This window comes from Curtobacterium citri (assembly GCF_030362955.1).
Taxonomy (GTDB): Bacteria; Actinomycetota; Actinomycetes; order Actinomycetales; family Microbacteriaceae; genus Curtobacterium; species Curtobacterium citri.
The window spans coordinates 1-18320 of sequence record NZ_JAUCML010000016.1 but is presented as its reverse complement, the minus strand read 5'-3'; the positions used below and the strand labels follow the sequence as shown (position 1 = coordinate 18320).

Below are 18320 nucleotides of genomic sequence, written 5' to 3'. Positions count from 1 at the left end.
GTCGGTCCCTTCGTTGTGCGACGGGCGCCGGGGCATGACCTCCGCGCGCCATCGTCGGCGGCTGGCGTCAGCGTAGCAGGCAAAACCTATCGGAGGTAGGTTTCTTCGCCGACAGACAGGGCGGTACGCTCGCGCCATGACACGACGGGGTTCGTACGCGAAGGGCATCGCGAAGCGCGAGGAGATCCTCACGGTGGCGCTCGACCTCGTCGCCCGCCAGGGCTTCCGGCGGACGAGCATCAAGGACATCGCCGACGCGGTCGGGCTGACCCAGGCGGGGCTGCTGCACTACTTCGACTCGAAGGACGACCTCTGGGTCGAGGTCCTCCGTCGGCGCGACGAGATCGACAACACGACGGAGTGGGACGCGGCGGACCCGGCCGAGCTCCTCGCCGCCATCGTGCGGCACAACGCCGAGGTCCCCGGCCTCGTGCAGATGTTCGTGAACCTGTCCGCCGCAGCCGCGACGGACTCGGAGCACCCCGCCCACGAGTACTTCCGGGAGCGCTACGCCAGCTCCCGCCGGAACCTCGCGGCGGACTTCCGGGTCATGCAGGAGGACGGCCGCCTGCGTCCCGACGTCGACGTCGAGCAGCTCACGAGCGTGCTCCTGGCGATCTCCGACGGCATGCAGATCCAGTGGCTGTACGACCCGTCCCGCGACATGGCCGAACACGTCGAACTCGTGGCCCAGCTCGCCATCGCCCGCGCGTCGACGGCGACCGCGCCCTCCTGACACCCCGACGCGTCCGCCGGACAGGTACCGCCAGTGCCTGGTCCCCTCCGAGCGTCGCGCGGCAGGATGGGACCCGGCCGACCAGGCCGTCCGACGACGATGTGGAGTGACGCGATGACGCGTGTTGTGGTGACCGGTGGCAGCGGCAAGCTCGGGCGGGCGGTCGTCCGCGACCTCGACGAGCACGGGTACGACGTGGTCCTGCTCGACCGCGTGCCGTCGCCGGACAAGCCGGAGCGGGTGCCCTTCGTGCGCGTCGACCTGAGCGACTACGGCCAGGTGCTCGGCGCACTCACCGGCATCGACGACCGCTACGACGCGATCGACGCCGTCGTGCACCTCGCCGCCGTGCCCGCCCCCGGCCAGGTGCCGGACGTGGCGCTCATCACGAACAACGTCACCGCGTCGATCAACGTCTTCCACGCCGCTCGCGTCGCGGGGATCAGGAACGTGGTCTGGGCGTCGAGCGAGACCCTGCTCGGCATCCCGATGGGCGAGCACCACCCGCCCTACCTGCCCGTCGACGAGGAGTTCCCCGTCCGGCCGCAGTCGTCGTACTCCCTCGGCAAGGCCGTCGAGGAGGAGATGGCCCGCCACTTCACGCGCTGGGACCCGGAGCTGAAGATGATCGGTCTCCGGTTCTCGAACGTCATGGACGAGACCGACTACCCGTCGTTCCCGTGGGACGCCTCCCCCGAGGCCAAGACGTTCAACCTGTGGTCGTACATCGACTCCCGCGACGGCGCCCAGGCCGTGCGGAAGGCGCTCGAGGCCGACCTCACCGGGTTCGAGGCCTTCGTCATCGCGAGCCCGGACACCGTGATGGACACCCCGACGATCGAGCTCGTCGAGCGCTTCGTGCCGGACATCGAGCGGCGCACGGACATCGACGGCACGAGCTCGCTCCTGTCATCCGACAAGGCCCGCGAGCTCCTCGGCTACGCCCCCGAGCACACGTGGCGGAACCACCGCGCCTGACCCCGACACGCACCGCGGGTGCGGACGGGAGGCGCGGGTCGTCTCAGGACGTCGGTGCGAGCAGCAGGCCGTCCAGCACCAGGTCCCGCACCCGCGGCAGCAGGTCGGCCGTCAGCGCGTCCTCGTCGACCCCGGTGATCTGCGCGATCGCCCCGACGATCGCGGTGACCGAGAGCTCCCCGTCGCAGGCCCCGACGAACGCGGCGAGCGCCGTGTCCGCGTCGACCCGTCGACCGAAGCCGCCGCCCTGCACCAGCGTCATCACTGTCGGGTCGTCGTTGCCGGGCCAGTAGTGGCGCTCCTCGGTGACGTCGCCGGCGACCCGCAGGTGTGCGGCGGCGAGCGCGGTGTCGTCGTGCGACGCGAGCCACTCGGCAGCGTCCAGCACCCGGGCGACCGTCGCGCCGAGCCCCGCGGGGTTGGACCCGAGCGCCTCGGGGACGCGCTCGACGCGACGGAGGCCGGCAGTCTCTCCCGTCCGTGCGCGCACCACGACGTAGCCGAAGCCGACCCCGGTCACCCGCCGCGTGGCGAAGTCGTCGAGCCAGGCGTCGACGAGCATGTCGAACTCGGCCGTGCCCGGCTTCGTCCCGCCGTCCCGGATCCAGGTCTCGGCGTAGGCGGGCGGGTCCTCGCGCTCCCGCTCGACGACCCAGGTGTCCAGGCCGTGCGCGTCGTCGAACCAGGAGCGCACCCGGTCGAGGCCGTCGACGCCCCAGTGGTACTCCCAGTTGCCGAGCAGCTGCGCGGTCCCGCCGGGCTCGAGGTGGTCGGCCAGGCCGCGCAGGACCGTCTCGACGAGTGCGTCCCCGACCATCCCGCCGTCGCGGTACTCGTACGCGGGCACGCCCTCGCGCCGCGGGGTGATGACGAACGGCGGGTTCGACACGATCCGGTCGAACCGCTCCCCCGCCACCGGCTCGTAGAGCGAACCGAGCCGGAACTCGATGCCGTCGATGCCGTTCAGCTGCGTGTTGAAGCGGGCGATGTCGAGGGCACGGCGGGAGATGTCGGTGGCGACGACCTCGTCCGCGAAGCGTCGGGCATGCATGGCCTGGATGCCGCACCCGGTGCCGAGGTCCAGCACCCGGCGGACGGGCACGGGGACCTGCAGCCCGGACAGCGTGGTCGAGGCACCGCCGATGCCGAGCACGTGCTCCTCGCCGAGCTCGGTGCCGAGCGCGAGCTCCCCGAGGTCCGACACGATCCACCAGCTGCCGGCGCCGAGGTCGTCGACGAACGCGTAGGGCCGCAGGTCGACCGTCGGGTGCACCAGGACGTGGTCGGCGTCGGGCAGGCCGGTGTCGTCGGTGTCGCGGTCAATCCGGAGCAGGCCGGCGGCGAGCACCGCGTCGAGCCCGGCGGACGGGAACGCCCGCTCGGCGTCGGCGCGGTCGACGGGCAGGCCGAGCACGAACAGCGTCGCGAGGGTCGTCAGCGGCATGGTCTCCCGCGCGGCGAGGGCCCGGAGCGCGGCGACCCGCGAGCCGCGGTGCAGCGACGCGGCGGCCTCGGTGCCCCAGAGCCCGTCGATGCGGTCCACGGTGAAGCCGGCGGCGTCGAGGTCCGCGGCGAGCGCCGTCGTCACCGCCGGCTCGGCGACGATCATGGGCAGGGCGTGGGCGACGCTCACGCGGGGACCGCCTCGCGCATGATCGCGGCCGGCACCTGCCACGCCGCGACCAGGTCGAGGAGTCCGGGGAACCGCTGCTGCACGTCCTCGACACGCACGCGGCTCGAGCGGGTCAGCCCCTCCTGGTGCTGCTCGAGCAGGCCGGCCTCGCGGAGCACGCGGAAGTGGTGGGTGAGCGTGGACTTCGGGCGGTCGATGCCGACCCACCCGCAGCTCCGGACCCCGCCGGCGGCGTCCACCAGGTAGCGGTGCAGGATCGCGAGGCGGATCGGGTCGCTCAGCGCATCGAGCACGACGGGCAGGTCCAGCTCGGCGACGGCGGGTTGGGGCAGCCGTTCCGGGGCGTCGACGTTCGCGGGCATGCCCGAGACGGTAGCACCGTTCCGGTCATGTACGACTTGCGTCGTACTGCGGAACTGCTGTACGAATACTCTCGTACAGCAGCTCGTCCGACGGGAAGGTGCCACCATGCAGTCAGCACGCGGAGTCGCGGGGTTCTGGATCCTCGCCGCCATGCTCTTCGTCGCGATGGCCTCGTCCTCGGTCCCCTCGCCGATCTACCCCGTCTACGCCGCGGAGTGGCAGCTGACCCCGCTCATGCTGACGGCGGTGTTCGCGATCTACGTCGCGGGGCTCCTCGTCACCATGCTCGTGGCCGGCCGACTGTCCGACCACGTCGGCCGGAAGCCCGTCCTCGTCGCCGGGGGCCTGTTGCTCGTGGTCTCGCTCGTGCTCTTCACCGGAGCGGACGGGTTCGTCGCGCTCGTCGTCGACCGGATCGTGCAGGGGGTCGCCGTCGGACTGCTCATCGGTGCCCTCGGCGCGGCGCTCATCGACAACTCGCTCGAGCGCCACCCGTCGCTCGCGGGCGTGCTGAACGGCGCCGTCCCGCCCTTCGCCCTGGCCACCGGCGCCGTGTCGAGCGGCGCGCTGGTCGAGTGGGGACCGGCACCGGAGCAGCTCGTCTACGTGCTCTTCGGTGCACTCCTCCTGCTGCTCGTCGCCGCGCTGTTCGTCGTGCCCGAGCGGGTCACCCGACGGCCCGGCGCGCTCCGCTCCCTGCGCCCGACGGTGTCCGTCCCACGGGCCTCGCGGACGCTCTTCCGCGGAGTCGCCGGCGCACTCGTCGCCAGCTGGGCGCTCGGTGGGCTCTTCCTGTCGCTCGTCCCGTCGGCGCTCGGTGCCGTGTTCGGCATCCACGACCACTTCGCGGCCGGTGCCCTGATCGCGGTCGTCACCGGGGTCGGTGGCCTCACCGGGCTCGCGATCCAGCGCCTCGACACGCGTCGGAGCCTGTTCCTCGGACTCGTCGCACTCATCGTCGGACCGGTCGTGACCGTGTCGTTCGTGTTCGCGCACTCGCTGCCCGGGCTCGTCGTCGGCAGCGCGATCGCCGGTGTCGGCTTCGGCGCCGGGTTCCAGGCGCCCCTGCGGATGCTGCTCGCCACGGCGGCGCCGACCCACCGCGCGGGGCTGCTGTCGTCGGTCTACGTCGTCAGCTACCTGGCGTTCGGCGTCCCGGCCGTCGTGGCGGGGCTCGTCGAACCGGCGTTCGGCTTCGTGCCGGTGCTCGCCGGGTACGGCGCGTTCATCGTCCTCGCGGCGGCGATCGCGCTGGTGCTGCAGCTCGTCGCACGCGACGCTGCAGCGGTCGAGGAGCGCGCTGCCGAGGCGGTCGAGCGGACCGCGACCGGCTCCGTCCGGACCGTCGCGGAGTAGCGCTGCGCGAGGGTCAGTGCCCCGCTCGTGCCCGGTTGGGACGCTGAGCACGCACCCCGGTGCTGCGGTGCGCATCAGCGTGCGCGGCGTCCACGTCGGCCTTCCCGCGGTCGGCCGCCTTCCGCAGCCACTGCGGGCCGTGACGCTTCGCCCAGTCCCAGAAGCGGTGCAGCTGCGCGCGGAGCCACGTGATGATCCGGTGGAAGAAGTGGAACTCGCTCGCGAGGATCGTCAGCCCGATGAACACCACCAGCCACCCCGGCCCGGGCAGCGGGACGAGGATCAGCCCGATGACCACGACGAGCCCGCCGACGATGCCGACGAGCACCTTGTAGAACAGGTGCCAGCCCGGGCGTGCGTGGATCCACGCACGCATGCGGCGGAACCAGCGGAAGCGCTGGGAGCGGTCTTCGCCGTCGGTTCCGGGGGCCTCGGTGTCGGCACGCACGACCGCGTCGGGTCGCTCGTGGGTGTCGTCCATGTCGGCACCGTAGGGCGCGCGGCTGGGAAACGGCGGCGCAACCGGTCCACGCCACGTGAGCGGCGGGACGGGCGCGTGCTGCGCCTCCCGTCCGCCCTTCCGCCGAGACGCCGCGGCCCCACCGAGACGGTCCTGGAAGCGGCGGCGTCTCACGCGCCGCGCGGCGTCCCACGCAGACGGGCCCGTTCCGGCCGGGAGGCGCGTCAGGCGTGGGCGACGCAGGTCGCCGCCCACGGGACGGCGGCCAGGCGGGCCTCGGGGATCGGCTCCCCGCCGACGGCGCACCGCCCGTAGGTACCAGCGTCGAGCCGCGCGAGCGCGGCGTCGACCATCCGGATGCGGTCGCGGGCGGCGTCACGGACCGCGCCCAGCGACCCGCGTTCCCAGGCCAGCGTCGCGCCCTCCGGGTCGTGCTCGTCGTCGGAGTTGGCGTCCTGCCGCGCATCGCTCACGTCGCGCATGCTCCGCTCGACGTCGGCGAGCAGGCGCTCGTTGCGCTGCCGCTCCGTCGTCAGTGCGTCACGGGGATCGTCCACGGCGACGACGGTAGTCGCATCGGCCGAGCGGAATGGCGGCGCCGCAGCATGCGTTCGCATCGGCATGACGAAGATCGGGTTCCTGTCCTTCGGGCACTGGCGCGACGTGCCGGGCTCGCGTGTCCGCAGCGGACGCGAGGCCCTCGTGCAGGCGATCGACCTCGCCGTCGCCGCCGAGGAGGCCGGGGTCGACGGCGCGTACTTCCGCGTGCACCACTTCGCACCGCAGCAGGCCGCTCCGTTCCCGCTGCTCTCGGCCATCGCCGCCCGCACCAGCCGGATCGAGATCGGCACCGGTGTGATCGACATGCGCTACGAGAACCCGCTGTACATGGCGGAGGAGGCGGCCGCGACCGACCTCATCTCCGGCGGCCGACTGCAGCTCGGTGTCTCGCGTGGGTCACCCGAGACCGCCCTCGCCGGGTACCAGCAGTTCGGGTACGTGCCCGAGGCGCACGACCAGAACGGCGGCGACATGGCGCGCTCGCACACCGACGTGTTCCGCCGCGCGATCGCCGGCGAGCCGATGGCGCACGCGAACCCGCAGATGACCGGCTCGGCCGGGTCGCTCGCGGTGTCCCCGCTCTCGGACACGCTCGGAGACCGGATCTGGTGGGGTGCCGGCACCCGCGCCACCGCCGAGTGGACGGCGGAGCAGGGCATGAACCTCATGTCGTCGACACTCCTCACCGAGGACACCGGTGTGCCGTTCGACGAGCTGCAGGCCGAGCAGATCCAGCGCTTCCGGTCGACCTGGGCCGAGATGGGCTGGGCGCGCGAGCCCCGCGTCTCGGTCTCGCGCAGCATCATCCCGATCACGGACGACGAGTCGCGCCACTACTTCGGCGTGCGCGCGCAGGTCGAGGGGCAGGACCAGGTCGGGCACCTCGACGGTGGTCTCGCCCGCTTCGGACGGTCCTACATCGGGGAGCCGGAGCAGCTCGTGGCCGAGCTCGCCGCCGACGCCGCGGTTCGTGCCGCCGACACCGTGCTCGTCACGGTGCCGAACCAGCTCGGTGTCGACTTCAACGCCCGGCTGCTCGCGGCGACGAAGGCCGTGATGGACGAGGTGGACGCCGCGCCGGTCCCCGCCTGACGCGTCCGACGACGCCACCGCCGGGGTGGACCGGCGTCCCCCTTGTTGCCGACACCCGCTGTGGGACTGTGGACGCGCCTCCCGTCCGCGTAGCGTCGTCGTGCACCATCCACCGCACCCTCCAGGAGCACCCCGTGACGCTGCCGGCAGCCGGCTGGTTCCCGGACCCGCAGGACACCCACCGCCTGCGGTGGTGGGACGGCCACGCCTGGGGAGGCGAGACGCGGGTCCTGCAGGAGCGGGCCGAGCCCGTCGCCCCCGCGGTCGTCGCGCCGGCCGGGCCGTCGTTCTCGGTCGAGGGTGTACCCGTGCACGCGGCGTCCTGGGCGTCCGGCAGCACGGTGCAGCGCGTCGGCGTCACGGCCGTCGCAGCGGTGCTGCTCGCGGTCCTGTCCGTGGTCTGGAACCCGGAGGGCGTGGCGAGTGCAGCGACCCTGGTCGCCGCCGTCGTCGGCATCGTGCGCCCCGGGGCCACGGGTGGATGGCGGGTGCTCGCGCGGAGCGCTGCGGCGAGCGCCCTCGTGGTCGCGGTCGCGACGGCGGCGGTCGCTGCCTCGCTGCAGTTCCACCTGTTCTGACGCTGCCGGCGCCGAGCGCCCGGCGCCCCGCGCCCCGGCGCTCGTCGTCCGCACAACGGGGAGCACCTCGCGCCACGCGATCACGTGGTGCGACGTGCTCCCCGTTGTGCACGGGCACCCCGCACCGCCACACGCCACCCCGCGCCAGCCCGCCCGCCCGCCCGCCCGCCCGCGCTACCGCCGCGCCCTCGGGTGCGCCGTCTGGTACACGTCCCGCAGCATGTCCGCCGTGACGAGCGTGTAGATCTGCGTCGTCGCGACGCTCGCGTGCCCGAGCAGCTCCTGCACGACACGGACGTCCGCGCCGCCCTCGAGCAGGTGCGTCGCGAACGAGTGCCGGAACGTGTGCGGCGACACGTGCGCGGCGAGTCCGGCACGCTCGGCCGCCGCCTGGATCACGAGCCAGGCGCTCTGCCGTGAGAGTCTCGCTCCCCGCGCACCGAGGAACAGCGCCGGCGTCGAGGCCCCGCGCGCGGCGAACACCGGTCGCGCCCGCACCAGGTAGGCGTCCACCGCAGCCCGCGCGAAGCTGCCGAGCGGCACGACGCGCTGCTTGTTCCCCTTGCCCGTGACCCGGACCACAGCGAGCCCGTCACCGCCGCCGTCCTCGTCCTCGTCCTCGTCCTCGTCCTGGGGATCGGACAGCGTCGTGACGTCGTCGACCGACAGCCCCATCGCCTCCGAGATGCGCGCACCCGTGGCGTACAGCAGCTCGAGGAGCGCCCGGTCCCGCAGCTGCACGGGGTCGTCGTCAGCCGTCCCCGCGGCACTGAGCAGCCTCTCCATGTCGTGCACCGAGATCGCCTTCGGCAGCCGCGACGGCGCCTTCGGCGGGCGGACGGCGGTGCCCGGGTCCAGGGGCAGCCACCCCTCGGCGGCGGCGAACGCGGTGAAGGACCGCACCGAGCTGAGCATCCGGGCGACCGACCGCGGAGCGAGGGGCTGTTCCGGACGGGTGGTCAGGTGTGCGACGAACCCGGCGACGTCCGCACGGGCGAGGCGCGCGACGTCGGCGAGCGCTGCCGCTCCCCCGGCGCGGTCGGCACCGTCGGACTCGACCGCCGGCGCCGAGGCGAGCCACTCCGCGAAGACCGCGAGGTCCCGTCGGTACGCCGCGACCGTGTGCTGCGAGAGTCCCCGCTCGACGGCGACGTGCCGCAGGTAGGTGTCGACGGCACGACTGAGCGGGATCACCCCACCACGCTATCCGCGCCGATGCCGGGCACGCCGCTCAGTGCAGCGACGCGTCCGGTTCCCCGAACCGGCACCCCGTGAAGGACACGGTGAGCCCGGACCGTGTCGGCGCCGCGCAGAACAGCCCGGCTGCGACCACCGCACCGGGGTCGAGGTGCGCGACCCGGACGAGCCGGGGTTCCTCGCCCTCGGCCCACGCCCGGATCGTCACGGCGTCGCCCGAGCGGCTCGCCCGCACCGTCACGGTGCGGCCCGTCCACGCCGGCACCGGTCCGACCGACCAGTCCGACGTCCCGTGCGTGACCACGGCGCCGACCTGCGGCACACCGTCGGACCGTTCGACGCCGGCCTTGATCCACTCCCGCTCGTCGACGCGCAGGAAGAGCCCGGCCTGGTCGAACTGCTCCGTGAAGTCGAGGACGAAGGACACCTCGACAGCGAACGCCCCGTCGGTCGGACGGAGCAGCGCGTGCTCGGAGTCGTGCACGAACCCGTACGAGGTGGTCCGCCAGGCGTCGCTGCCCTCGACCGCGGTGACGCGCAGGACGTCGCCGTCGAGCTCGGCCGCCGCCGGCTCGTGCGTCCACCGACCGTCCGTCAGCAGCGCGTCGAGCCCGGAGGCGCTCACCGGCCGGCGCGCCGTTCGATCGCCTCGACCGCGAGCGTCGCCGCGACCAGGGCGGAGTTGTGCAGCCGTCCGTCGAGGATCGCCTCCACCAGTTCCTCGCGCGGCACCCAGCGGGTCACGATGTCGGCCTCCTCGGCCTCGCGCTCGAACGCGCTGTCCGTCGCCCGGACCCCGCGTGCACGGAAGACCTCGATGAACTCGTCGCTGCCGCCGGACGACGTGTTGTACGTCAGGAGCGGCTCCCAGTGGTCCGCCGCGAGGTCCGCCTCCTCGCCCAGCTCGCGCTGTGCTGCGGTGAGGTGGTCCTCGCCCTCCTGGTCGAGCAGCCCGGCCGGCAGCTCCCAGTCGCGGAGGCCCACCGGGTGTCGGTACTGCTGGATGACGAGGACACGGCCCTCGTCGTCCTCGGCGTAGACCGCGACGGCTCCGGTGTGGTCGACGTACTCGCGCACCATGTCGTGCCCGTCGTAGTCGACGTGGTCGCGGCGGATGTCCCACACCACGCCCTCGTACACGACGGTGGACTCGGTGACCTCGTACGAGGCCGGTTCGTCGGCGATGGGGGCGTCAGCGTCAGTCACGTCCCCATCCAAGCACGCGTCGCCCACGACGCACCCGCAACGGACGGGAGGCGCGGTGCCAGCCGGCACCGCGCCTCCCGGCCGTCGAGCAGTCGCGTTACGCGACGACCTCCGCCGACTCCTCGGCCGGGTCGAAGAGGCTGGACGCCTCGTGCCGCGCGATCGCCGCGTCGACGAGCCCCGCGAACAGCGGGTGCGCGTCCGTCGGCCGCGAGCGCAGCTCGGGGTGTGCCTGCGTGGCGATGTAGAACGGGTGCACGTCGCGCGGCAGCTCCACGTACTCGACGAGCGTGCCGTCGGGCGAGGTGCCCGAGAAGACGAGCCCGGCGTCCGCGATCTGCTGCCGGTAGGTGTTGTTCACCTCGTAGCGGTGACGGTGACGCTCCGAGGCCTCGGACGCGCCGTACAGCTCGGCCGCGAGGGACCCGTCGGAGAAGTGCGCCGGGTACAGGCCGAGGCGCATCGTGCCGCCCAGGTCGCCACCGGCGATGATGTCCACCTGCTCCGCCATGGTCGCGATGACCGGCGTCGAGGTCTCCGGGTCGAACTCGGTGCTCGACGCATCGGTCAGGCCGGCCTCGTGGCGGGCGTACTCGATGACCATGCACTGCAGGCCGAGGCACAGGCCGAGCGTCGGGATGCCCTGCTCACGCGCGAACCTGAGCGCGCCGAGCTTGCCCTCGATGCCGCGCACACCGAACCCGCCGGGCACGCAGATGCCGTCGACGTCGCCGAGCTGCTTCGCGGCGCCCTCGGGCGTGGTGCAGTCGTCCGACACGACCCACTTCAGCGTAACCTTGGCGCTGTGGGCGAAGCCGCCGGCGCGCAGGGCCTCGGTGACCGACAGGTACGCGTCGGGCAGGTCGATGTACTTCCCGACGAGGGCGATCGTGACGGCCTTCTTCGGCTCGTGCACGGCGTCCAGCACCGGGTTCCACGCCGACCAGTCGACGTCGTGGGCGTCGAGCTTCAGGGCGTCGATGATGACCTGGTCGAGGCCCTGGTCGTGCAGCAGCGTCGGGAGGTCGTAGATCGACGGCACGTCCACGGCGTTCACCACGGCGTCCTCGTCGACGTCGCACATCAGGGCGATCTTGCGCTTGTTCGAGTCCGACACCGGGCGGTCCGACCGGAGCACCAGGGCGTCCGGCTGGATGCCGATCGAGCGGAGCGCGGCGACGCTGTGCTGCGTCGGCTTCGTCTTCTGCTCCCCCGAGGCGCTCATGAACGGCACGAGCGACACGTGCACGAAGAACACGTTGTTGCGGCCGAGCTCGTGGCGCACCTGCCGCGCCGACTCGATGAACGGCTGGGACTCGATGTCGCCGACTGTGCCGCCGACCTCGGTGATGATGACGTCGGGCTGCGGGTCGTTCTCGGCCTGCTCGCGCATCCGACGCTTGATCTCGTCGGTGATGTGCGGGATGACCTGCACGGTGTCGCCGAGGTACTCGCCGCGACGCTCCTTGGCGATGACGCTCGAGTAGACCTGCCCGGTGGTCACGTTGGCGGCCTGCGACAGGTTGATGTCGAGGAAGCGCTCGTAGTGGCCGATGTCGAGGTCCGTCTCGGCACCGTCGTCGGTCACGAAGACCTCGCCGTGCTGGAACGGGTTCATGGTGCCCGGGTCCACGTTGAGGTACGGGTCGAGCTTCTGCATGACGACCTTGAGGCCGCGCGCCGTGAGCAGGTTGCCGAGGCTGGCCGCCGTCAGGCCCTTGCCGAGGGACGAGACGACCCCGCCGGTCACGAAGATCTGCTTCGTGACCTTCGGGGTCGAGGTCGAAGAATTGGTTCCGCCGCTGAGAGTGTCCGCCACGGGGTTCCATCGTACGTCAGAACGGCCGGGAGGCGCGACCCGCGTTCGCCGCGGGCGTTGCGTCCGGCACCGACGCGGGACGGGAGGCGCGTGGCGGGCCCGCCACGCGCCTCCCGTCCGGTCCGTGGACGCTCGGTGCCTACGCGCGCTGGCCGGCGACGTCGAGGAGCTCGCGCGCGTGCTCGATGCCGCTGGCGCTGTCGCCGAGGCCGGACAGGAGCCGGGCCATCTCCTGCAGGCGGTCCTCGCCCTCGAGCCGGCGCACGCTGGACGAGGTGACCGCGCCGCTGGCGTCCTTGACGACGTTCAGGTGGTTGTTCGCGAAGGCCGCGACCTGCGCGAGGTGCGTGACGACGATGACCTGCGTCCGCTCCGCGAGCTTGGCGAGCCGGCGCCCGATCTCGATGGCAGCCGCACCGCCGACTCCCGCGTCCACCTCGTCGAAGACGAAGGTGGGGACGGTCGTGCTGCCGGCCATGACGACCTCGATCGCGAGCATCACCCGGCTCAGCTCGCCACCGGATGCGCCCTTGCCGATGGGGCGGGGGTCCGTGCCCGAGTGCGGCTGCAGCAGGATCGCGACCTGGTCCCGCCCGTGCCGGCGGTACTCGCCGGCGTCGGTGACCTCGACGACGAGGGTCGCCCCGGCCATCGCGAGGGTCCGCAGCTCGGCGGTGACCCGCTTCGCCAGGTCCGTCGCTGCCTTCGTCCGAGCGGTCGTGAGGGCAGAAGCGGCCTGCTCGAGCGCCTGTTCGTCCTGTTCGACGGCCTGCTGCAGACCCACGATGCGGTCGTCGTCACCGTCGAGCTCGAGCAACCGGTCGCTCGCCCGCTGCCCGTACGCGATGACGTCGTCGACGGTGTCGCCGTACTTGCGGGTGAGGTTCGCCAGCAGCGCGCGACGCTCGTTGATGAGCTCGAGGTCGTGTCCCGCGTCGGGCTCGAGCGAGCCGAGGTAGCTCGACAGGCTCGCCGAGGCCTCCGACGCCTGGATGCCGAGTTCGGTGAGCTGCTCGAGGACGGGCTGCAGCGCGGCGTCCGAGCCGGCGACGCGTTCGACCGCGCGGCGGGCGGACTCGACGAGCCCGATCACGTCCGGGCTGTCGTCGAGCGACTCGCTCGACAGCGCCTCGTGCGCCAGCCCCGCGGACAGCCGGAGCTCCTCGAGGTTGCCGAGCCGTTCCGCACGCTCCGCGAGCTCGACGTCCTCACCCGGCTGCGGGTCGGCCGCCTCGATCTCGTCCGATGCCGCGCGGATCCGCTCGGCCTCGGCCACGCGGTCGTCGCGGTCGCGCACGAGCGTCTCGAGCTCGCCGGTGTGCTCCTGCCACGTGTCGTACGCGGTGACGTACCGCGCGAGTGCCTTCGCGAGCGCCGCACCGCCGAAGCCGTCGAGCGCCGCACGCTGCGCCGACGCCGAGGTCAGGCGGATCTGGTCGGACTGCCCGTGCACCGTGACGAGCTGGTCGGCGAGTTCACCGAGCACCGCGACGGGCGCGCTGCGGCCGCCGACGGTCGCCCGGCTGCGTCCCTCGGCCGAGACCGTGCGCGTGAGGATGAGCTCGCCGTCCTCCACCGTGCCGCCGGCGTCCTCGACGCGTTCCGCGACGGCGTCGTGCTCGGGGACGTGCCAACGGCCCTCGACCACGGCGCTCGGCGCACCGCGGCGCACGGAACCGGCGTCCGCGCGCGCGCCGAGCAGCAGTCCGAGCGCGGTGACGATCATCGTCTTGCCCGCACCGGTCTCCCCCGTGACGACGGTGAACCCCGGCCCGAGCTCGAGCGTGGTCTCGCCGATGACGCCGAGGTCGGAGATGACGATCTCCTCGATCATGCGTCGTCCTCGACGGCGGGTCCGCGCCACCCCGCGACCGGCAGCTGGAACTTGGCGACGAGACGGTCGGCGAACGGGGCGTCCTTCAGCCGCGCGACCCGCACGGGGTCCGACGACCGACGGACCTCGACCCGGGCGCCGGGCGGCAGGTCGTGCGTCCGGCGGCCGTCGCACCACAGCACGCCGACGCCGCTCGTGCGGCGGAGGACCTCGACCGCGAGGGTGCAGTCCGGTCCGACGACGATCGGACGGGCGAACAGGGCGTGGGCGCTCAGCGGCACCATGAGCAGGGCGTCGACGTCGGGCCACACGATGGGTCCGCCGCCGGAGAACGAGTACGCGGTCGACCCCGTGGGCGTGGCGATCACGACACCGTCGCAGCCGAACGAGGACAGCGGCCGGCCGTCGACCTCGGTGACGACCTCGAGCATGCGCTCCCGCGACGCCTTCTCGATGGTGGCCTCGTTGAGCGCCCACGACGTGTAGACGACCTGGTGCCCGACGACCACGTCGACCTGCAGGGTGACGCGCTCCTCGACCTTGTAGTCACCGCTCAGGGCACGTTCCACGGTCGCACGCAGGCCGTCGCGCTCGCTCTCGGCGAGGAAGCCCACGTGCCCGAGGTTCACGCCCACGATCGGAGCGCCGGTCCCGCGGACGAGCTCGGCCGCACGGAGGATCGTGCCGTCGCCGCCGAGGACGATGACGATCTCGAGCTGGTCCGCCTGCACGTCCACGCCGAGGATGTCGACCTGCCCGACCGAGGCCTCGGCCCGGCGGACGTCCGCGTACTCGTCGAACGGCATGACCGGGGTGAGGCCGGCTGCGTGCAGGAGGTCGCAGACCTCGACCGCAGCGTCGATCGAGTCCTGTCGGCCGGTGTGGGACACGAGCAGGATGTGCCGGTCGTCGCTCATGCGAGTCCTTCGGTGAGTTCGGTGGCCCGACCGATCCAGACCGTCGGGTTCCCCCATCCTGCCGGATCACCCCCGACACGACGCTGGAAGTGGGCGAGGTACTCGTGGTTGCCGTGCGTCCCCACGATCGGCGATGACGCCAGCCCGACCGTGCCGAGCCCGGCGTCCCACGCGGACCACAGCACGTTCATGAGCGCGTCGTTCCGGAGTGCGGCGTCGCGGACGATGCCCTCGCGCACGCCGCCCCGACCGACCTCGAACTGCGGCTTGACGAGCAGCACGAACTCGTCGGCGGGAACGGCCTCGGCGAGGACGGGCAGCACCAGGCGCAGCGAGATGAACGACAGGTCGCCGACGACCAGGCTCGTGCGGGGTGCCGCGGCGTCGAGTGCCGCGTAGGCCTCCGGGGTGAGCTCCCGGGCGTTGCACCCCTCGACAACGCGCACGCGGTCGTCCAGGGCGAGCACCGGGTCGAGCTGCCCGTGCCCGACGTCGAGCGCGATCACCCGCTCGGCGCCGTGGTGCAGGAGGACCTGGGTGAACCCGCCCGTGCTCGCGCCCACGTCGAGCACGACCCGACCGTCCGGGTCGACGCCGAACACCTCGAGGGCGCTGACGAGCTTGCGCGCCGCCCGCGAGACCCACTCGTCCTCCGTGTCGACGACGAGCTCGGCGTCCGGGGCGACCGCGGTCGACGGCTTCACGACCGCGGTGCCGGACACGGTCACCCGGCCGGCCTGGACGAGCTTGGCGGCCGCGGTGCGGGACCGGACGAGTCCGCGGGCCGCCAGCAGGGCGTCGAGGCGCACTGGTGCACCCGCGCCGTCCGGGAGGCCGGCTTCAGGCACGCTGTCCGCCGTCGCGACGACCGCTGCCCCACACCTGACCGGCGCCGGCAACGCGGCCCGAGGTGTGCCCGGTGGTGGGCTCTGTGGTGTGCTGGGTCCTGCGCTCTGCCGGCGGTGCCTGGCCGCTCTCGAGACGGGTGCGCAGCTCGTCGTGCAGCGCGGCGAAGGCGTCGGCGCGTTCGGGCAGCGGCAGGTCCTCCGCAGCGGCAGTGCGAGCGGCGAAGTCGTCCGGGCCGGGCTGCTGCTCGTCCTGGTCCTGGTCCTGGTCCCGCTCTGCCGGCACCTGGTCCTGGTCCTGCGCCTGCTCCGTCTGCTCCTCTGGCACGTCGGTCAGGCTACTCGCCGCCGTACAGGGTCGGGTCGACGTCGAGCCCGTAGATCGCCAGGCCAGACTCCCAGATCAGCGCGGCACCCGCACGGAGCCGGTCGATCGGTTCGCCGCGGTCCAGCACGCGGACGACGTGCCCGTGCATCGCGACGGTGGCGTCGCCGACGGAGACGTACCGGGTACCGTCCGGGTCCTGCCGTCGGACCGTCACCGGGTAGGGCGCCGAGAGCCCGCGCAGGTCCTGCAGCAGGTACGTCGGACGCGACCGCTGGTCGGCGGCGAGCACCTGCTTCGCCTGGTCGATCCCGGTGAGCACGAGCACGCTCGGGATGCCGGCGTCGTTGGCGCCCTTGATGTCGGTGTCGAGCCGGTCGCCGATGAACAGCGGGTGCTCCCCGCCGAACCGGGCGATCGCCGCGTCGAAGATCGGTCGCTCGGGCTTGCCCGCGACAACGGGCATCCTGCCGACCGCCTGGTGCACGGCGGACACGAGCGTGCCGTTCCCGGGCGCGATGCCGCGCTCGACCGGGATCGACCAGTCCATGTTCGTCGCCACCCAGGGCACGTCGGGGTCGGCGAGGGCGAACGACGCCTCGGCGAGGTGGGTCCACCCGAGGTCCGGCGAGAACCCCTGGATGACCGCCGCCGGTGCGTCCTCGGCGCTCGTCGTCACCGTGAAGCCGGCCTCCTCGACGATGCTCGTGAGCCCGAGTCCGCCGGTGACCAGGACGGTCGAGCCGGCCGGCACCAGGGTCTCGAGCAGCCGGACGCCCGCCTGCGACGAGGTGACGACGTCGTCCGCGGACACCTCGAGCCCGTAGCGCTCGAGGTGCTCCGCCACGTCGGCCGGACGGCGCGACGCGTTGTTCGTGATGTAGCCGACCCGAGCGTGCAGGGAGGCGCGCGTCAGCGCCTCCACGGCGTGCGGGATGGCGTTCCGGCCGCGGTAGACGACGCCGTCGAGGTCGGTGAGGACGACGTCCACACCGTCCGTCGGCGGCCTCGGCGTGTCAGCCGGCTGCGGAGCCGTCGACGTCGCGGGGGTTGTCGTCGTCGATCTCGCCGAGGTCGTCGTCGGGGTCGTCGCCGCCGAGCTGGTCGGTGTCGTCGAGTCCGTCAGCTCCGTGCTCGGGAGCGCCGAGCTCGTCCGCGCCGGGCTCGCCGGGCTCGTCGGTGCCGCGCTCGTCGTGTCCTTCGACTTCTTCCTCGACCACATCAACAGTCTCCCATGCGTTCTCGTCGGCGACCTCGGCGAGTGCTGCGGCCGCACGGTCGACCCGTGCCCACCACTCGTCGGCCTCGTCCTGGCGGCCGAGCTCCTCGAGCGTGGCCGCGTAAGCACTGTAGAGCGCCGGGGACCAGCTGTAGGCCGTGGTGGGGTCGAGCTGTGGGATCTCGAGTTCCCCCAGCGCCGCCGTGGGGTTGCCCAGGTCGAGTCGGGCGCCCGACATCGCGATCGCGAGCTCCACCTGCACCGCGGTGTCCAGCGCGGCACGGTCGATCGACCGCCCGAGCTCGAGCGCACGCTCCGGACGGCCCAGGCCGCGCTCGCAGTCCACCATCATCGGCAGCTGGTCGTTCTTGCCGGCGATGCGCCGGTACGTCCGCAGCTCCCGCAGCGCCGTCGCGAAGTCACCCGTACGGTAGGCCGTGATCGCGGCGGTCTCCCGCACGACGGCGACGCGACCGGCACGACGAGCGGCGCTCAGGGCGTGCTGGTTCGCCGTCTCCGGGTCGTCGTCGACGAGCAGCGCGGCCATGACGAGGTGCTTCGCGACCCAGTCCGCGTTGTCCTTGCTGAGCGTCTTGAGCTCGGCACGGGCGGCCGGGTCGAGGTCGCGCGCCGAGACGCTCTCGTCGATCTCGGGGTCCTCGTGCCGAGGGCGGATCGACTTGGTGCCGTACGGGTCACGGTCCTCCCAGTCGTCGCGTGCCGACTCACCGAAGCGAGCGCCGACGTGCCGGGAGCCGTCACCGAAGCGGGGCCGCGCGCCGCGGTCGTCGTCGCGACGGGGCCGGTCGTCGCCGCGGAAGGGACGACGTTCACCGTCACGCTGCGGACGACGGTCGTCACCACCGGAACGGTAGGGGCGGTCCCCGTCACGCGGGGGACGACGGTCATCGCCCCCGCCGCGGAAGGGACGACGCTCACCGTCACGAGGCGGACGACGGTCGTCACCACCAGAGCGGTACGGACGGTCGCCGTCACGGGGCGGACGTCGGTCGTCACCACCGCTGCGGAAGGGACGACGCTCCCCGTCACGCGGGGGACGACGGTCATCGCCACCGCTGCGGAAGGGACGACGCTCCCCGTCACGCTGCGGACGACGGTCGTCACCACCGGAACGGTACGGACGGTCGCCGTCACGCGGCGGACGACGGTCATCGCCACCGGAACGGTACGGACGGTCGCC

The 18320-nt window shown here is 72.9% G+C and carries 20 protein-coding genes; 6 read left to right on the top strand and 14 right to left on the bottom strand.

The genetic code is table 11. From position 1 onward, the window contains the following. Positions 1–136 precede the first annotated feature (136 nt). Entirely contained in the window at positions 137–736 is a 600-nt protein-coding gene (locus QUG92_RS16705) for a TetR/AcrR family transcriptional regulator (protein ID WP_182047606.1), read from the top strand. 114 nt (positions 737–850) lie between these two features. Further along, positions 851–1714, top strand: a complete 864-nt coding sequence (locus QUG92_RS16700; protein ID WP_289460044.1) for an NAD-dependent epimerase/dehydratase family protein — start codon at positions 851–853, stop codon at positions 1712–1714. Positions 1715–1757: 43 nt separating this feature from the next. On the opposite strand, the gene QUG92_RS16695 is transcribed toward QUG92_RS16700, so the two are convergent. Together QUG92_RS16695 and QUG92_RS16690 are read right to left on the bottom strand one after the other, a co-directional pair. After that, complete coding sequence (locus QUG92_RS16695; protein ID WP_289460055.1) at positions 1758–3323, bottom strand: DUF7059 domain-containing protein; 1566 nt, start codon at positions 3321–3323, stop codon at positions 1758–1760. 20 nt (positions 3324–3343) lie between these two features. Then, positions 3344–3709: an ArsR/SmtB family transcription factor gene (locus QUG92_RS16690; protein WP_069713503.1), complete on the bottom strand. Its 366-nt coding sequence runs from the start codon at positions 3707–3709 to the stop codon at positions 3344–3346. A gap of 106 nt (positions 3710–3815) precedes the next feature. On the opposite strand from QUG92_RS16690, the gene QUG92_RS16685 reads away from it, so the two are divergent. Beyond that, positions 3816–5066, top strand: a complete 1251-nt coding sequence (locus QUG92_RS16685) for an MFS transporter (protein ID WP_289460043.1) — start codon at positions 3816–3818, stop codon at positions 5064–5066. A gap of 13 nt (positions 5067–5079) precedes the next feature. On the opposite strand, the gene QUG92_RS16680 is transcribed toward QUG92_RS16685, so the two are convergent. Both QUG92_RS16680 and QUG92_RS16675 read right to left on the bottom strand, forming a co-directional pair. Next, positions 5080–5547: a TIGR02611 family protein gene (locus tag QUG92_RS16680; RefSeq protein WP_289460042.1), complete on the bottom strand. Its 468-nt coding sequence runs from the start codon at positions 5545–5547 to the stop codon at positions 5080–5082. A 203-nt stretch (positions 5548–5750) separates the two neighbouring features. Further along, on the bottom strand, positions 5751–6083 hold the full coding sequence (locus tag QUG92_RS16675) for a TraR/DksA family transcriptional regulator (protein WP_289460041.1): 333 nt from the start codon (positions 6081–6083) through the stop codon (positions 5751–5753). A gap of 64 nt (positions 6084–6147) precedes the next feature. Here QUG92_RS16675 and QUG92_RS16670 point away from each other — a divergent pair, with 64 nt between their 5' ends. Beyond that, the gene (locus tag QUG92_RS16670; protein ID WP_259346245.1) at positions 6148–7179 is read left to right on the top strand and encodes an LLM class flavin-dependent oxidoreductase; all 1032 of its coding nucleotides are present in this window, start codon (positions 6148–6150) and stop codon (positions 7177–7179) included. Between the two features lie 134 nt (positions 7180–7313). Then, positions 7314–7757, top strand: coding sequence for a DUF2510 domain-containing protein (locus QUG92_RS16665; RefSeq protein WP_289460040.1), 444 nt, complete (start codon positions 7314–7316; stop codon positions 7755–7757). 174 nt (positions 7758–7931) lie between these two features. Here QUG92_RS16665 and QUG92_RS16660 read toward each other — a convergent pair whose 3' ends face one another. From QUG92_RS16660 to QUG92_RS16615, 10 genes are all read right to left on the bottom strand, one after another. After that, complete coding sequence (locus tag QUG92_RS16660; RefSeq protein WP_289460054.1) at positions 7932–8948, bottom strand: site-specific tyrosine recombinase XerD; 1017 nt, start codon at positions 8946–8948, stop codon at positions 7932–7934. A gap of 40 nt (positions 8949–8988) precedes the next feature. Beyond that, the gene (locus QUG92_RS16655; protein WP_289460039.1) at positions 8989–9579 is read right to left on the bottom strand and encodes a DUF1349 domain-containing protein; all 591 of its coding nucleotides are present in this window, start codon (positions 9577–9579) and stop codon (positions 8989–8991) included. Continuing rightward, on the bottom strand, positions 9576–10160 hold the full coding sequence (locus tag QUG92_RS16650) for an NUDIX domain-containing protein (RefSeq protein ID WP_289460038.1): 585 nt from the start codon (positions 10158–10160) through the stop codon (positions 9576–9578). Before QUG92_RS16650 ends, QUG92_RS16655 begins: the two co-directional genes overlap by 4 nt. Positions 10161–10257: 97 nt before the next feature. After that, positions 10258–11979 carry a CTP synthase gene (gene pyrG / locus QUG92_RS16645; protein WP_289460037.1) on the bottom strand — a complete coding sequence of 574 codons (1722 nt, stop codon included), beginning with the start codon at positions 11977–11979 and terminating at the stop codon, positions 10258–10260. Between the two features lie 139 nt (positions 11980–12118). Then, a complete protein-coding gene (recN, locus tag QUG92_RS16640) occupies positions 12119–13813 on the bottom strand; it encodes a DNA repair protein RecN (protein ID WP_289460036.1) in 1695 nt (564 codons plus the stop codon). After that, the gene (locus QUG92_RS16635) at positions 13810–14730 is read right to left on the bottom strand and encodes an NAD kinase (RefSeq protein WP_182048009.1); all 921 of its coding nucleotides are present in this window, start codon (positions 14728–14730) and stop codon (positions 13810–13812) included. Before QUG92_RS16635 ends, recN begins: the two co-directional genes overlap by 4 nt. Next, on the bottom strand, positions 14727–15578 hold the full coding sequence (locus QUG92_RS16630; protein WP_289460035.1) for a TlyA family RNA methyltransferase: 852 nt from the start codon (positions 15576–15578) through the stop codon (positions 14727–14729). The genes QUG92_RS16635 and QUG92_RS16630 overlap by 4 nt, the downstream gene beginning before the upstream one ends. After that, positions 15571–15903: a hypothetical protein gene (locus QUG92_RS16625; protein WP_289460034.1), complete on the bottom strand. Its 333-nt coding sequence runs from the start codon at positions 15901–15903 to the stop codon at positions 15571–15573. The genes QUG92_RS16630 and QUG92_RS16625 overlap by 8 nt, the downstream gene beginning before the upstream one ends. A gap of 10 nt (positions 15904–15913) precedes the next feature. Then, on the bottom strand, positions 15914–16891 hold the full coding sequence (locus QUG92_RS16620; protein WP_182048006.1) for an HAD-IIA family hydrolase: 978 nt from the start codon (positions 16889–16891) through the stop codon (positions 15914–15916). A 25-nt stretch (positions 16892–16916) separates the two neighbouring features. Continuing rightward, positions 16917–17666 (bottom strand): hypothetical protein, encoded by a 750-nt coding sequence (locus QUG92_RS16615; protein ID WP_182048005.1) that lies wholly within the window; start codon positions 17664–17666, stop codon positions 16917–16919. Between QUG92_RS16615 and QUG92_RS16610 the strand changes: the two genes are divergently transcribed. Continuing rightward, positions 17619–18320 (top strand): hypothetical protein (locus QUG92_RS16610; RefSeq protein WP_289460033.1); only part of this gene is annotated, 702 nt, incomplete at its 3' end. The two genes, QUG92_RS16615 and QUG92_RS16610, sit on opposite strands and share 48 nt — an antisense overlap.

Excerpts from the sequence above, each read along its gene's own strand:
- QUG92_RS16705 (WP_182047606.1), top strand. The coding sequence starts at position 137 with ATGACACGACGGGGTTCGTACGCGAAGGGCATCGCGAAGCGCGAGGAG.
- QUG92_RS16700 (WP_289460044.1), top strand. The coding sequence starts at position 851 with ATGACGCGTGTTGTGGTGACCGGTGGCAGCGGCAAGCTCGGGCGGGCG.
- QUG92_RS16695 (WP_289460055.1), bottom strand. The coding sequence starts at position 3,323 with ATGATCGTCGCCGAGCCGGCGGTGACGACGGCGCTCGCCGCGGACCTC.
- QUG92_RS16690 (WP_069713503.1), bottom strand. The coding sequence starts at position 3,709 with ATGCCCGCGAACGTCGACGCCCCGGAACGGCTGCCCCAACCCGCCGTC.
- QUG92_RS16685 (WP_289460043.1), top strand. The coding sequence starts at position 3,816 with ATGCAGTCAGCACGCGGAGTCGCGGGGTTCTGGATCCTCGCCGCCATG.
- QUG92_RS16680 (WP_289460042.1), bottom strand. The coding sequence starts at position 5,547 with ATGGACGACACCCACGAGCGACCCGACGCGGTCGTGCGTGCCGACACC.
- QUG92_RS16670 (WP_259346245.1), top strand. The coding sequence starts at position 6,148 with ATGACGAAGATCGGGTTCCTGTCCTTCGGGCACTGGCGCGACGTGCCG.
- recN (WP_289460036.1), bottom strand. The coding sequence starts at position 13,813 with ATGATCGAGGAGATCGTCATCTCCGACCTCGGCGTCATCGGCGAGACC.
- QUG92_RS16635 (WP_182048009.1), bottom strand. The coding sequence starts at position 14,730 with ATGAGCGACGACCGGCACATCCTGCTCGTGTCCCACACCGGCCGACAG.
- QUG92_RS16615 (WP_182048005.1), bottom strand. The coding sequence starts at position 17,666 with ATGGCCGCGCTGCTCGTCGACGACGACCCGGAGACGGCGAACCAGCAC.